The sequence below is a fragment of the Micromonospora sp. CNZ297 genome, assembly GCF_007827625.1.
In genome coordinates this window covers 110,206-123,691 of sequence record NZ_VISU01000015.1, presented here as the reverse complement: position 1 = coordinate 123,691, position 13,486 = coordinate 110,206, and the positions used below count along the sequence as shown (strand labels likewise).

Genomic DNA, 13,486 nt, shown 5'->3' with positions numbered 1-13,486 from the left:
CGACGCCCGGAGGCGAAGGATGCGCGACGCGGAGAACAGTCCTCGGGGCCAGTTCCCCGGTGACCGGGCCGGACGGCCGGGTGAGGCCGAGGGACCGGGCGCGCCGTTCAACGAGCGCTCCTACGGCCCTCCGGCCGACGTGGTCCGGACGCTTCCCCGTTCCGGCGGGAGGGGGCGGGACGAGGACGAGCCCGGCTACGTCATCCACCTCCAGGTCCGGGTGCCCGACCTGGCGGCGGCCACCGCGCTCGCCGGCACCGTGGCCACCTCGCTGGGCTTCCTGATGGAGCTGGACGCGGGCGAGACCACCGTCTCCACCGCCGACGACCAGAACAACAGGCACCGGGTCTTCTGCGACCTGCTGCTGCCCGACCGCAGCCGGTGCCCGCAGCGCTTCGAGCACGAGGGCCCGTGCGGCGAGCCGCCGGCGGCGCCGGAGCCGCGTCCCGCGTCCTGGTGACCGCGGCGGACCGTAGGCTGTGCCTGACCGAAGTCCAAGTCAGGCAAGGGAGCCCTCCTCCGATGCAGAAGTGGGAATACGCCACGGTGCCGCTGCTGGTCCACGCGACCAAGCAGATCCTCGACAACTGGGGCGAGGACGGCTGGGAACTGGTCTCCGTGGTCCCCGGCCCGAACCCGGAGCAGCTCGTCGCGTACCTGAAGCGTCCGAAGGGCTGACCTCGATGAGCAACGGACCCCAGGCGAAGCTCGCCGAGCTCGGCCTCGAACTGCCCGAGGTGGTGCCGCCGGTGGCCAGCTACGTACCGGCCGTCCAGTCCGGGCAGCACGTCTACGTGTCCGGCCAGCTGCCGATGGCCGAGGGCAAGCTGCTCGCCACCGGGAAGGTCGGCAACGGCGTCTCGGCCGAGCAGGCGAAGGACCTGGCGCAGCGGTGCGCGCTCAACGCGCTCGCCGCGATCGACGCGCTGGTCGGGCTGGAGAACGTGGTCAAGGTGGTGAAGCTGACCGGCTTCGTGGCCAGCGCACCCGGCTTCACCGGCCAGCCCGGCGTGATCAACGGCGCCTCCGACCTGTTCGGCGCCGTGTTCGGCGAGGCCGGCCGCCACGCCCGCAGCGCGGTAGGCGTGGCCGAACTCCCCCTCGACGCCCCGGTAGAGGTAGAGGTCATCGTCGAGGTCGCGTGACCGTGCCCTCTCGCCCGCCGTGAGAGCCCGCGATCTTGCGGTTGCGGCCCCGGCAGAAGCCCCACACGGGGACAAAGCTCGGGCCGGAACTGCAAGATCGCGGGGAGCGGCGGGCGGAGTCGTACGATCGCAGCCATGGGTGGGCGTATGGCCGGGGCCGCGGGGGCGCTTGCGGAGGAGCTACCGGCGTGGGTGACGTTGCTGCGTGCGCCGAACCCGGGGCCGATGACGCTCGACGGGACCAACACCTGGGTGCTGCGGGCCGGGCCGGACGCGCCCGCCGTCGTGGTCGACCCGGGGCCCGCCGACGAGGGGCACCTGGCCGCGATCGCGGCGCAGGGGCGCATCGGGTGCGTGCTGATCACGCACGGGCACGCCGACCACACCGAGGGCGCGCCCCGGTTGCGTGAGCTGCTCGACGGCGTACCGGTGCTCGCCGCCGACCCGGCGCACACCGCCGGAGGTGAGCCGCTCAGCGCCGACACCGCGCTCGACGTGGGGCTGGACCTGCGACTGCTGCCCACCCCCGGGCACACCGCCGACTCGGTCTGCCTCGTCGCCGCGCACGGCGGCGAGCGCGTCGTGCTGACCGGCGACACCATCCTCGGCCGGGGCACCACAGTGGTCGCCCACCCGGACGGGCACCTCGGCGACTACCTGTCGAGCCTGGAGCTGCTCTCCACGTACCGGGAGATCCCGGCGTTGCCGGGCCACGGCCCGGCGCTGGCCGACTGCGGTGTGGCGGCCGACTTCTACCTGGCCCACCGGCGGGCCCGGCTGGACCAGGTGCGCGCCGCCGTCGCCGCGGGCGCCACCACCGCGGCCGAGGTGGTCGCAGTGGTCTACGCCGACGTCGACAGGTCGCTGTGGTGGGCCGCCGAGTGGTCGGTCCGGGCCCAGCTCGAACACCTCGGAGTGGAGCAGCCGTGACCTGCCCGGTGTGCGGAACCGTAGCCGTGCCCGGGGCGCGGTTCTGCCACAACTGCGGGGCGGCGCTGCCGGCTGCCGCCACGCTGCCCGCGGCCGAGCGCCGCGTGGTGACCGTGCTCTTCGGTGACCTCTCCGACTTCACCTCCTGGTCGGAGGACCTGGACCCGGAACGGGTCGGTGCGGTCACCGACCGGGTGCTGGCGGCCCTCGCGGGCGCGGTCAAGACCTTCGGCGGGCACGTCGACAAGCTCACCGGCGACGGGATCATGGCGGTCTTCGGCGCCCCGGTCGCGCACGAGGACGACGCCGAGCGGGCGGTCCGCGCGGCGCTGTCCATGCAGCGTGCGGTGCGGCGGGTGCTCGACGACGAGCGCGGCGGCGGCGCGCCGCTGGGCCTGCGCGTCGGCCTCAACACCGGAGACGTCATCGCCGGCATCCAGGCGGCGATCGAGTACACGGTCATCGGCGACACTGTGAACACCGCCGCCCGGCTGGCCGACGCCGCCGCGGTCGGCGCGGTCTACGCCGGTGCGCGCACCTCCGCGGCCACCCGGCACGTCGCCTCCTGGCGGGCGCTGCGCCCGCTGCGGCTCAAGGGCAAGCGGGAACCGGTCGAGGCGTACGAGCTGCTGGGCCTGCTCGACGCGCCCGGCACCCGGTCCGGCCTCGGTGACGAGGCGCCGTTCGTGGGCCGGGAGACCGAGATCGGCCGGATCGCCGGCCGGCTCGCCGAGGTGATCGACAGGGGTGAGCCCCGGGTGCTGCTGATGACCGCCGAGGCGGGGATCGGCAAGTCCCGGTTCGCGGCCGAGGTGGAACGCCTCGCTGCCGGCTACGACGTCGGCGCCGGGCGGTACGCGGCGCACACCGGCGCCCGCGTGCTCTCGGTACGCTGCGCGGCGTTCGGCGAGCGCCGCCGGCTGGCGCCGCTGGCCGACCTGGTCCGGGCCGCCGTCGGCCTGCCGGGCGACGCGGCCACCGCCGTCACCCGGCCGGCCGTCGAGGAGCGGCTGCGCCGCCTCGGCCAGCGCCTGTCCCGGCTCCCCGGCGACCCGCCGCCGATCGCCGTGGACCAGCTCCTGGCCCTGCTCGGGTACGCCGAACTCCCGCCCGCCACCGAGAACGGCGAGTGGAACGCGGCCGGGCCGCCGCCGGACGACGAGGCGGTGCCGACCGCCGTGGCGGACCTGCTCAGCGCGCTCGCCGGTGAGGCGCCGCTGGTGATCGTGGTGGACGACCTGCACGACGCCACCGCCGAGACGCTCAAGGCGCTGGCGCTGACCCTCAACCGGCTCAGCGGGCCGGTGCTGGTGCTGCTGCTCGGCCGTCCCGAGCTGGTACGCACCGCCGGCGCGCTGACCCGCGTCGCGGACGCCGAGGTGCACGCGCTGCCGCCGCTGCGCGGCGCGGACGCCTCCCGGTTGCTCACCAGCTACCTGTCCGGTGGCCGCATGCCCCAGACCGACGCGGACCGGCTGCTCGCCACCGCGCAGGGCAACCCGTTCTATCTGGCCGAGCTGGTCACGCTGCTGATGGAGCGCGGTGCGCTCACCGCCGGCCCGGGGCGGGGCGCCGACGTCGGCTGGCGACTCGCCCCCGGCTCGCTCGGCAGCCGCCTGCTCTCCCGCGACCTGGCCGCGGTGCTCGCGGCGCGTATCGACGCGCTGCCGCCCAACGCCCGCTCGGCGCTGCGCGACGCCGCGGTGGTGGGCGACACCGTGCCGGCGGGAGCGCTGGAGGCGTTGCGGGAGCAGCGGGTCGGACGGGACGGGCGGCCCGCCGCGGTGGCCGCCGTCGAGCTGGACCGGGCCGTGGAGGAGCTGCTGCAACGGCGCATGCTGCACCGCACCCGCAGCGGGTTCGCCTTCGCCACCCCGCTGATGCGGGAGGCCGCGTACGCCGGGGTGAGCAAGGCCGAGCTGGCCGAGCGGCACGCGGCGCTGGCCCGCTGGGCCGCGCCGGAGAGCGTCGACGAGACCGGCGGCGCCCCGGGGGGCGCGTTCACCGAGGCCGCCCGGGACGACTTCGTCGCCGAGCACGTGGAGCGGGCCACAGCGCTCGCCGACGCGGTCAAGCTGCGCCCGGACGCGCCGGCCCGGGCGGTCACCCCGCTGGGCGTGGCCGCGCTGGGCCGGGCCGCCCGCCGGTCGCTGCGGTCGGGGGAGCCGGCGCTCGCCGTCGAGTACGCCGAGCGCGCGGCCGAGCTGGCCCGCGACGGGGTGCCACCGGCGGACCGGGTGGTGCACGCCCGGGCGCTGCTCCAGATCGGCCGCCCGGCCGACGCGCTCGCGTTCGCCGAGAAGATCGCCGCGAACACCGGCGACCCGGCCACCCGGACCGCCGCGCTGCTGCTCGCCGGGCAGGCCCAGCAGACACTCGGTGACGCCGAGCGGGCCGAGTGCAACTGGCAGGAGGCGTTGCAGGTGGCCACCGACGCCGGTCTGCCCACGCTGCGGGCGTCGGCGATGCGGCGGCTCGGCATGGCCGACTTCATCGCCGGCCGGCTCGGGCAGGCGAGCAGCCGGCTGGCCGCGTCCTACCAGGTCAGTCTCGCCGCGCGGGATCCCCGCGGGCAGGCCTGGTCGTTGCAGAACCTGGCCTGGGTGACCACCACCCGGGGCGACTTCGCCGGCACCGACGCGGTGCTCGGCCGGGCCGCCCGGCTCTTCGCCGAGCTGAAGGACCCGTACGGGCGGGCCTGGCTGCGCGGCACCACCGCGTTCGCCCGGCTGCTCGCCGGCCGGCTGCGGGAGGCGTGCCGGATGGCGCGGGTGTTCCTGCCGTTCGGGGAGCGGGTCGGCGAGGCGTGGGCGGTGGGGACGCTGCGCGCGGTCGAGGCGTACGCCACCGCCGAGCTGGGCGACCTGGCCGAGGCGGACCGGGCGGCGCGGCGCGCGTATCGGGACTTCGCCGAGGTGGGCGACGACTGGGGGCAGGGCTTCGCGCTGGTGGTGCGCGGGGTGGTGGCGCGCGGGCTGGGCGAGCCGGAACACGCGGCCGACCTGTTCACCGAGGCGCTCGAGTACGCCGACCGGACCACCCACCCGTTGCTCACCGGCATGGCCGGCACGCTGCGCGGCTTCGTGGCGCTGGACATGGGCGACCATGAGACAGCCGAGCGGGAGGCGCGGTCGGTGCTGACCCGGGTGGAGCCGCACAACCCGCAGGCGCCGGCCCAGGTCGCGCCGCGGGTGCTGCTCGCCATGGCCCGGCTCGCGGCGGGTGACCCGGGCACCGCTGTGGGGCTGCTCGCCCCGGTCGCGACCGGCGCGGCGAACGCGCCCTCGCTGCTGTTCTCACGGCGGCAGACGATGGCCCGGTACGCCGCCGCGCTGCTCGCCCACGGCCAGCGCGAGCAGGCGCTCGACTGGGCGCAGCGGTCGATCACCGCCCCGGCCGAGGACGTGCGCAGCCAGGTGGTGGCGCTGCTGGTGCTGGCCGAGGCGCTCGACGCCTGCGGTCGCCGGGCCGAGGCGCTGACGAACGCGGAGGAGGCGGTACGCCTCGCGTACGCCACCGAGCAGCGCAGTGAGCGGATCGTCGCGGACGCGTTGCGGGTCCGCCTCTCCGGCGGCTGACCGCCCGTTGTTCTGACGGTTCCGGGGATGTGTTCGTCGGTGGAGCCGGTTAGCGTGGGGCCGCGACAGTGGTGGATCGACTGCCGCCTCCCGGTGCGCGCCTGCGTCACCGGCAGACCACGCTGGGGAGGAACGATGAGGCTGCCGCGCTCGGGCGCCGGCTGGACGATCGCGGTCTTCGGGCTCCTCGCGCTGCTGCTCGGCGCGCTCGGTCTGATCTGGCCGGAGACGCAGCTGCGCCTGCTCGGCTTCGAGGTGCCGGCCGAGCGCGCTCCGGGCGACTACACCGGCACGTTCCTCACCGCGTCCTCGATGGCCTCGTTCAACATGGGGGTCTACTACCTGCTCGCCGTCGCCACCGAGTGGCGGCCGTTCTACCGGTTCACCGTGTGGTTCCGCCTGGTCACCTTCACCGTGTTCACCATCGCGGTGCTCTCCGACGTCGCGCCGGACCGCTTCTTCGCGGTCGCCGCGTGGGAGGGCCTGGGCGCGGTCGCGACGGCGGTCGGCCTGTGGTGGGACGCCCGCCGGGCGGCCGCCGCCACTGACGACTCCGTCCCGGGTCCGGTGCCGGCCACCGACACGGCGCGCTGACGGGTCCGGATCGTTGGGTATTTTCGAGTCGTGACCGAGACCCCGCCCGGCGCCCTGCGGCTGCCCATCGTGCCCGGTCTGACCGATCTGCAGGTGTTCGCCCGGGGCGGGTACGCCACCATCTACCGGGCCACCCAGATCTCGGTGGGGCGCGAGGTCGCGGTCAAGATCGAGAACCGCACGCTGGACAGCGAACGCGACCAGGCCCGTTTCCTGCGCGAGGCCCGTGCCGCCGGGCGGATGTCGTCGCACCCCCACGTGGTGGACCTGTTCGACGTCGGCGTCACCGTCGACCAGCACCCCTACCTCATCATGGAGCTGTGCGACGGCTCGTACGCCGAGCGGATGCGCACCTCGCCGCTGGGCCCGGCGGAGACCCGCGACCTCGGCGTGAAGATCGCCGACGCGCTGGCCCACTCGCACGCGGCGGGCGTCCTGCACCGCGACGTCAAGCCGGCGAACATCCTGCACTCCGAGTTCAACTCGGCCGTCCTGGCCGACTTCGGCCTGGCGGTGCTCGCCGAGTTCCGCGACTCCTCGGTGATGCTGGAGGCGCTCACCCCGGCGTACGCGCCACCGGAGACGTTCAACCACAGTCCGCCCACGCCCGCAGTCGACGTCTACTCGCTGTGCGCCACGCTCTACGCGGTGATGTACGGCCGTCCGCCGCGCTGGCACTCCGAACGCAACCCGAGCCTGGTCACCGTGCTGGAGATGTTCCAGCAGCCGATCCCGGGCCTGCCCGGTGTGCCCGGTGAGCTGATCGACGTACTCCGGTTGGGCATGTCGAACGACCCGGGCGCGCGGCCGTCCGCGGTCGAGCTGCGCGGCCTGCTCGCCTCGCTGCCGCTGGACGGCGCCCCGGCGACCGGCGGCCTGTACGACGGCGCCACCGGCGACCGGTTCCACCGCACCGGTGGGCCGAACCCGCGGCCGCCCGCGGACGACGACCACCCGACGGTGGCCTCGCGTGGCCGGCGCTGGCCCAAGCGCTGGTTCCTCGGCGGCGCCGGTGTGCTGGCGCTCGCCGCCTCGGCCGGTGGCGGCTGGGTGGCAGGCGGGCACACGCCGGCCGTCACGCCCACACCGGCGACCAGCGGCGTGGCCGGGGTGGCGCCGGTGCCCGGCTGCGCGTCCGCCGACGTGCGGCTGCCCGCCGGGGCGCGCTGCGCGACGGAACTGGAGTGCTTCGGTCCGGTACGGCTGCGCCGCGACCGGGCCGAGGCGAGCCGGGTGCCGTGCGACGGCCAGCACACGTGGGAGACCTACGCCGCCGGTGACCTGCCGGCCGGTCTCGCCGGGGCCCGCCACGAGACGGTCGCGGCCGACCCGGCCGTCGGGCGGGTGTGCAACGCCGACACGTTCCGGCTGGTCAGCGGCGGCAAGTCGGCGAGCGGGTGGAACCTGGAGGTGCTGCCGCCGGAGGCCGAGGCGGACCGCACCTACCGCTGTCTGGCCGGCCGGGGCGTCAACGCGCTCGCCGGCCCCACGCTCACCGGTCGCTGAGCCCGTTCACGGTCCGGCCCTGCCGGACCGACCGCGGGTCGAGCGTCTCCAGCGTGTCGGCGTCCACCGCTGTCGTCGCCCGCATGCCGCGTACCACCCGCGGGTCGAGCGTCTCCAGCGTGTCCGCGTCGATCGGCTGGCCCGCCGGCGTGCGCAGGTTCCGTACCGCGCGCGGGTCGATCGCCTCCAGCGTGTCGGCGTCCACTCCGTACCCCTGGTGGGGGACCGGCCAGGTCTCGGCCTGCGGGGCGGGCCCGCCGGTGCCGCCGGGCTGACGCGCGGCGGTGATCGTCACTCCCGTGATCATGGCGAGCAGGACGCAGACCAGGGCCAGCACGACCGACAGGATGCCGGGCGGACGCCACACGGCGAGGGTCACCACCGCCGCCACCGTCGCCAGGGACGCGACGACGGCCTTCGCCCGCGCATCGGGCTTCGGGAACGATCTCACCCGACAAGCATGGCCCAGCGCGTCCACCTGTCAACCGGCGGGATGAGACGGCTTCCCGTCACCGACGCTCCACTTCGGAGTCGCAGGTAGCGACGATCGAGAAAAAATCGTTACATCATCTGGTTGTTTGCCGTATCGATCCCCGTTTGGGGGCCACTAACGTGGGCGTCGATCCCTACAGTGACGGGGGTCGAGGTCTCCTCGACGGAACTGTTCCCCGACGGAAGGCAGCCTCATGCCCCGTGCAATCCGATCCCTGGCCGCAACCGGGATCGCCGGCGTCCTCCTCGCCGGACCGGCCGTCGCGCCCGCCGCGGCGGCGACTCCGCAACCACCCGCGCACGACAGGACCACCGCCGCCGAGGCGCGCCGGGTGGACCGCGTGCCGACGCCGAAGCTCGACTGGTACGCCTGCTACGACTACGCCGAGTGCGCCACGGTCCGGCTGCCGCTGGACTACGACAACCCGAAGGGCGCCACCACCGAGGTCGCCCTGCTCCGGGTCAAGGCCCGCGACCAGCAGCGCAAGGTCGGCAGCCTCTTCCTCAACCCGGGTGGCCCGGGTGGCTCCGGCACGAGCATCGCGCTCGCCGCGCCCTACTTCCTCGGCGACGACCTGCTCGACCGCTTCGACATCGTCGGCGTCGACCCGCGCGGCGTCGAGGCCAGTGACAACATCAAGTGCTTCCGCTCGGTGAAGGACCAGACCCGCGCGTACGCCGGGCTGAACGTCGCGTTCCCGTGGACCAAGGCGGAGGAGAAGGCGTACGTCGCGGCGTCCAAGGCGGTCGGCAAGGCGTGCTCCACCACCGGTAAGCCGCTCACCGGCGCGGCGTCCACCGCCGAGGTGGCCCGCGACATGGACGTGCTGCGCCGCGCCGTCGGCGACAAGAGGCTCAGCTACCTCGGCTTCAGCTACGGCACCGCGCTGGGCCAGTACTACGCCAACATGTTCCCGGACCGCTTCCGCGCGCTGGTCGTCGACGGCGTGCTCGACCCGAACGCCTGGATCGGCCAGGGCAGTGCCCGCAACCAGCTCCAGGAGACGCGGCTGCGCAGCGCCGACGGCGCGTACCGGGCGCTGCGCGAGATCCTGGCCCGGTGCGGCGAGGCCGGCGCCGAGCAGTGTGCGCTGGCTTCCACCGGCAACCCGCTGGCCGCGTACGACACGGTGGCGAAGCGGCTGCGCAAGAAGCCGGTGGTGATCGAGGACCCGGACTTCGGCTCGTTCACCGTCAGCTACGCCGACTTCGTCGGCGCCACGCTCGGTGCGCTCTACGACCCGTACGGCTGGCAGTCGGTCGTGGACCTGACCGTCCAGCTCCTGGCCCTGACCGACCCGGCCGCCGGCAAGGCCGCCACCGCCACGGCCCGCAAGGCACTCGCCGCCCGCGCCGCGCAGGCACGGCAACAGCGGGGGTACGACTTCCCGTACGACAACGGGCTGGAGACGTTCCTGACCGTCGACTGCACCGACGCGTACCACCCGAAGAGCGCCGACGCCTGGCCGGCGCTGTCGGCGAAGGAGGACAAGCGGGCGCCCTACTTCGGGCGGGCGTGGGCCTGGGGCACCTCGCCCTGTGCCCGCAACACCTGGACGGTGCGGGACGAGGACGCCTGGACCGGGCCGTTCAACCGGGTCACCGCCGCCCCGGTGCTGGTGGTCGGCAACTACTGGGATCCGGCGACCAACTACCAGGGCGCGGTCAGCTCGGCGAAGCTGCTGCCGAACAGCCGCCTGCTGAGCAGCGACAGCTGGGGCCACACCGCGTACGGCACCTCGGCGTGCGTGACCGGCCGGATCGACGCATACCTGCTCACCGGCAAGCTGCCGGCCAAGGGCACGCTCTGCGTCGGTGACGCGCAGCCGTTCCAGGAGGACGCGGCGGCCGGCCGGGCGGACGCGTCGAAGAGCGCGCTGGCCCGGGCGGGCGAGCCGAGCCGGGGCGAGCCGAAGCGGCTGCCGCCGGTGGCGACGCCGCGCCCGGCGGTCGGCACGCTGACCGTCCGCTGACGGACCCCCGGGGTACGGCGGGTGATCGGGCACCCGCCGTACCCCGGGCCCACCTCGGTCAGTAGGACTTGTCCTGGCCGAGGACGTGCTGGGCGACGAAGTTGAGGATCATCTCCCGGCTGACCGGGGCGATCCGGCCCGCCCGTACCGCGCCGAGCAGCGTCGCCACGCCGTACTCGGTGGTCATGCCGGCCCCGCCGAGCGCCTGGACGGCGGTGTCGACGGCGAGCGCGGCGGCCTCGCCGGCCGCGTACTTGGCCATGTTGCCGGAGATGCCGGCCTCCAGGTCGCGGCCCGCGTCGTAGAGCGTGGCCGCCTTGTGGATCATCAGCCGGGCCAGCTCGACCTGCACTGCGGCGTGCGCCAGCGGGTGCGAGACGCCCTGGTGGGAGCCGATCGAGCGTCCGCCCCACACCTTGCGGGTAGCTGTGTAGTCGCTTGCCCTCTCGATCGCGTACCGGCCGGTGCCGGCGCCCATCGCGGCAACAGTGATGCGCTCCGGGTTGAGCCCGGCGAACAGGGCGGGCAGCCCGGCGTCGAGCGATTCACCGACGAGCGCGTCGGCGGGGAGCCGGACGTCGTCGAGGAAGAGCAGGAACTGGTTCTCCGGCGACAGGATCTCCATGTCCAGCTTGGACTTCTCCAGGCCGGGCGCGTCGGTCGGCACGATGAACAGCGCCGGCTTCAACTTCCCGGTGGACGCGTCCTCGGTACGAGCGACCACGAGGACGTGCCCGGCCTCGTCCACCCCGGAGATGTAGATCTTCCGGCCGCTGAGCAGCCAGTCGTCGCCGTCGCGGCGGGCCACTGTGGCGAGGCGGTGGAAGTTCGATCCGGCGTCCGGCTCGGTGATCGCGAAGACGATCTTCTGGGAGCCGTCGGCGAGGCCGGGGAGGTGCTTCTTGCGCTGCTCCTCCGTACCGTGCTTGTTGATGATCGTGGCGGCGATGGCGGGGGAGACCACCAGGAGCAGCAGCGGGCAGCCGGTCGCGGCCAGCTCCTCGCACACCAGCGCCAGCTCGGTGATGCCGCCGCCCCCGCCGCCGTACTCGGTGGGGATGTTCACGCCCAGGTAGCCCAGCCGCCCGGCCTCGTGCCACAGCTCGGTGGTGTGCTCGCCGGACCTGGCCTTCTCGACGAAGTAGGAGTGGCCGTACTTGCGGCCCAACGCCCGTACGGCGTCGCGGAGCTGGTCCTGCTCGGGGGTCAGGTCGAAGTTCACTGCGGGTCCTCCTCGGGGTCCACCACGGCAAGTACGGCACCCGTCTCGACCTGGCCGCCGGCCGGCACCGGCAGCTCCGTCACCACGCCGTCGGCGGGGGCGAGCACGGGATGTTCGAGCTTCATCGCTTCCAGCGTCAGCAGCAGGTCACCGGCAGCAACCCGCTGACCGACCTCGACGTGTACCCGGGTCACCGCGCCGGGCAGCGGCGCGAGCAGCGACCCGGCCGCCAGCTCCGCGGTGGGCAGGGGCAGGCGGGGCAGTTCGGTGAGGCTCGCCGCCCCGTCCGGGCCGTCCACGAAGACCGACGACCCCGCCCGGTGTACACGGAAGGCCCGCCGCACCCCGTCCACGTCGAGCACCACCCGGCCCGGGGTGGCAGTCACCAGCTCGACCACCGGCAGCTCGGTGTTAACAAAGGACCCTTCCTCTACCGGATCCGTTAAGAGAGGGCCCTTCCTTCCCCACTCGGCGAGGCCGCCGGTGCGGTCGAGCCGGTAGCGCACCTCGATCTCCTCGCCGTCGCCGACGGTGAAGCGGGTGACCTGCGGGAAGGACGGCACGTTGCGCCAGCCCGACGGCAACCCGGCCAGCACCGGTGCGGCGGCCCGGCGCTCGGCGGCCCCGGACAGCGCCGCCGCCAGTGCCGCCACCGGAAGCTGCTCCGCCGGCAGCAGTGGCGCGAACACCTCCGGGTGCCGGTCCAGGAAGCCGGTGTCGAGGTCCACGGCGGTGAACTCCGCGCTGCGCAGCACACGGACCAGCAGGTCCCGGTTGGTGGCCACGCCGTGCAGTTCGGCGCGGGCCAGCGCGCCGGCCAGGGCACGGGCCGCCTCGGTGCGGGTGGGCGCCCAGGCGACGAGCTTCGCCAGCATCGAGTCGTAGTGCACGCTCACCGTCGAGCCGTCCACGACGCCGGAGTCCAGGCGCAGGCCACGGGCCGGACCGAACTCGGCTGCGACCCCGGGGATCGCGAACCGGTGCAGCGTGCCGGTGGCCGGGCGGAAGCCCTGAGCCGGGTCCTCGGCGCACAGCCGTACCTCGATGGCGTGGCCGTCGGCCGGTGGCGTGGTGGTGACCGGCAGCGGCTCGCCCTCGGCGACGAGCAGTTGCAGCCGGACCAGGTCCAGCCCGGTGGTCAGCTCGGTGACCGGATGTTCCACCTGGAGGCGGGTGTTCATCTCCAGGAAGTGCACCTGCCCGTTCGGCGCGAGCAGGAACTCCACGGTTCCCGCGCCGACGTAGTCGACAGCCCGCCCGGCCGCCACCGCCGCCTCGTGCAACTCCGCGCGCACGTCGTCGGGCAGCACACCCGGTGCCTCCTCGACGATCTTCTGGTGGCGGCGCTGGATCGAGCAGTCGCGTACCCCGAGGGCCACGACGGTGCCGTGGGTGTCGCCGAAGATCTGCACCTCGACGTGGCGTCCGCGTTCCACGTACCGCTCGATGAAGACGGTGCCGTCGCCGAACGCCGCCGCCGCCTCGCGGCGAGCGCCAGCGACGGCCTCGGCCAGCCCGGCCGCGTCGCGGACGATCCGCATGCCCCGGCCGCCGCCACCGGCGGCGGCCTTGACCAGCACCGGGAAGGCGGTGACCTCGGCCGGGTCGGTCCAGGTGGGCAGCATCGGCACGCCCGCGTCGGCGAGCATCGCCTTGGCGGCCATCTTGTCGCCCATCGCGGCGATCGCCTTGGCCGACGGCCCGACCCAGGTCAGGCCCGCGTCGGTCACCGCCGCGGCGAACTCGGCGTTCTCGGCCAGGAAGCCGTAGCCGGGGTGGACGGCGTCAGCGCCGGAGCGCCGGGCCGCGTCCAGGATGGCGTCGATGCGCAGGTACGTCTCGGCCGGCGTGTTACCCGGCAGCCGAACGGCCTGGTCGGCGTCGGCCACGAACGGCGCGTCGGCGTCCGCGTCGGAGTGCACGGCGACGGTGGCCACGCCGAGGGCGCGGCAGGTGGCGAAGACCCGGCGGGCGATCTCGCCCCGGTTCGCAACCAGAAGTTTGTTGATCATCCGCGCTGAGCCTGCCTTTCGTTCGCGACTGCGG

Annotated in this window: 11 protein-coding genes; 8 read left to right on the top strand and 3 right to left on the bottom strand. The window is 74.5% G+C overall.

Annotated elements, in window-relative coordinates:
• Window positions 1-19: 19 nt before the first annotated feature.
• The 7 genes from FB454_RS23825 (at window position 20) to FB454_RS23795 (ending at window position 7,753) form a co-directional block, all read left to right on the top strand.
• The gene (locus tag FB454_RS23825) at window positions 20-460 is read left to right on the top strand and encodes a hypothetical protein (RefSeq protein WP_013289022.1); all 441 of its coding nucleotides are present in this window, start codon (window positions 20-22) and stop codon (window positions 458-460) included.
• A gap of 62 nt (window positions 461-522) precedes the next feature.
• A complete protein-coding gene (gene sp36 / locus FB454_RS23820; RefSeq protein WP_013289021.1) occupies window positions 523-678 on the top strand; it encodes a Sp36 family protein in 156 nt (51 codons plus the stop codon).
• Between the two features lie 5 nt (window positions 679-683).
• Window positions 684-1,145 (top strand): RidA family protein, encoded by a 462-nt coding sequence (locus FB454_RS23815; RefSeq protein ID WP_013289020.1) that lies wholly within the window; start codon window positions 684-686, stop codon window positions 1,143-1,145.
• 135 nt (window positions 1,146-1,280) lie between these two features.
• Window positions 1,281-2,075, top strand: coding sequence for an MBL fold metallo-hydrolase (locus FB454_RS23810; protein WP_030273782.1), 795 nt, complete (start codon window positions 1,281-1,283; stop codon window positions 2,073-2,075).
• Window positions 2,072-5,653, top strand: coding sequence for an adenylate/guanylate cyclase domain-containing protein (locus tag FB454_RS23805; protein WP_013289018.1), 3,582 nt, complete (start codon window positions 2,072-2,074; stop codon window positions 5,651-5,653). The genes FB454_RS23810 and FB454_RS23805 overlap by 4 nt, the downstream gene beginning before the upstream one ends.
• Before the next feature lie 135 nt (window positions 5,654-5,788).
• A complete protein-coding gene (locus tag FB454_RS23800) occupies window positions 5,789-6,247 on the top strand; it encodes a hypothetical protein (RefSeq protein ID WP_013289017.1) in 459 nt (152 codons plus the stop codon).
• Window positions 6,248-6,277: 30 nt separating this feature from the next.
• Window positions 6,278-7,753, top strand: coding sequence for a serine/threonine-protein kinase (locus FB454_RS23795; protein ID WP_013289016.1), 1,476 nt, complete (start codon window positions 6,278-6,280; stop codon window positions 7,751-7,753).
• Here the strand turns inward: FB454_RS23795 and FB454_RS23790 are convergent.
• Window positions 7,740-8,204 (bottom strand): hypothetical protein, encoded by a 465-nt coding sequence (locus FB454_RS23790; RefSeq protein WP_013289015.1) that lies wholly within the window; start codon window positions 8,202-8,204, stop codon window positions 7,740-7,742. The genes FB454_RS23795 and FB454_RS23790 overlap by 14 nt on opposite strands.
• A gap of 235 nt (window positions 8,205-8,439) precedes the next feature.
• Between FB454_RS23790 and FB454_RS23785 the strand changes: the two genes are divergently transcribed.
• The gene (locus FB454_RS23785; protein ID WP_145823503.1) at window positions 8,440-10,218 is read left to right on the top strand and encodes an alpha/beta hydrolase; all 1,779 of its coding nucleotides are present in this window, start codon (window positions 8,440-8,442) and stop codon (window positions 10,216-10,218) included.
• 58 nt (window positions 10,219-10,276) lie between these two features.
• Here FB454_RS23785 and FB454_RS23780 read toward each other — a convergent pair whose 3' ends face one another.
• Both FB454_RS23780 and FB454_RS23775 read right to left on the bottom strand, forming a co-directional pair.
• Entirely contained in the window at window positions 10,277-11,440 is a 1,164-nt protein-coding gene (locus tag FB454_RS23780; RefSeq protein WP_013289013.1) for an acyl-CoA dehydrogenase family protein, read from the bottom strand.
• Window positions 11,437-13,452, bottom strand: coding sequence for an ATP-binding protein (locus tag FB454_RS23775; RefSeq protein WP_145823502.1), 2,016 nt, complete (start codon window positions 13,450-13,452; stop codon window positions 11,437-11,439). Before FB454_RS23775 ends, FB454_RS23780 begins: the two co-directional genes overlap by 4 nt.
• Window positions 13,453-13,486: the final 34 nt, after the last annotated feature.

Bases quoted from the DNA above. Each gene is read 5' to 3' on its own strand.
- FB454_RS23775 (WP_145823502.1), bottom strand. From the start codon at position 13,452: ATGATCAACAAACTTCTGGTTGCGAACCGGGGCGAGATCGCCCGCCGG.
- FB454_RS23825 (WP_013289022.1), top strand. From the start codon at position 20: ATGCGCGACGCGGAGAACAGTCCTCGGGGCCAGTTCCCCGGTGACCGG.
- sp36 (WP_013289021.1), top strand. From the start codon at position 523: ATGCAGAAGTGGGAATACGCCACGGTGCCGCTGCTGGTCCACGCGACC.
- FB454_RS23815 (WP_013289020.1), top strand. From the start codon at position 684: ATGAGCAACGGACCCCAGGCGAAGCTCGCCGAGCTCGGCCTCGAACTG.
- FB454_RS23800 (WP_013289017.1), top strand. From the start codon at position 5,789: ATGAGGCTGCCGCGCTCGGGCGCCGGCTGGACGATCGCGGTCTTCGGG.
- FB454_RS23810 (WP_030273782.1), top strand. From the start codon at position 1,281: ATGGGTGGGCGTATGGCCGGGGCCGCGGGGGCGCTTGCGGAGGAGCTA.
- FB454_RS23785 (WP_145823503.1), top strand. From the start codon at position 8,440: ATGCCCCGTGCAATCCGATCCCTGGCCGCAACCGGGATCGCCGGCGTC.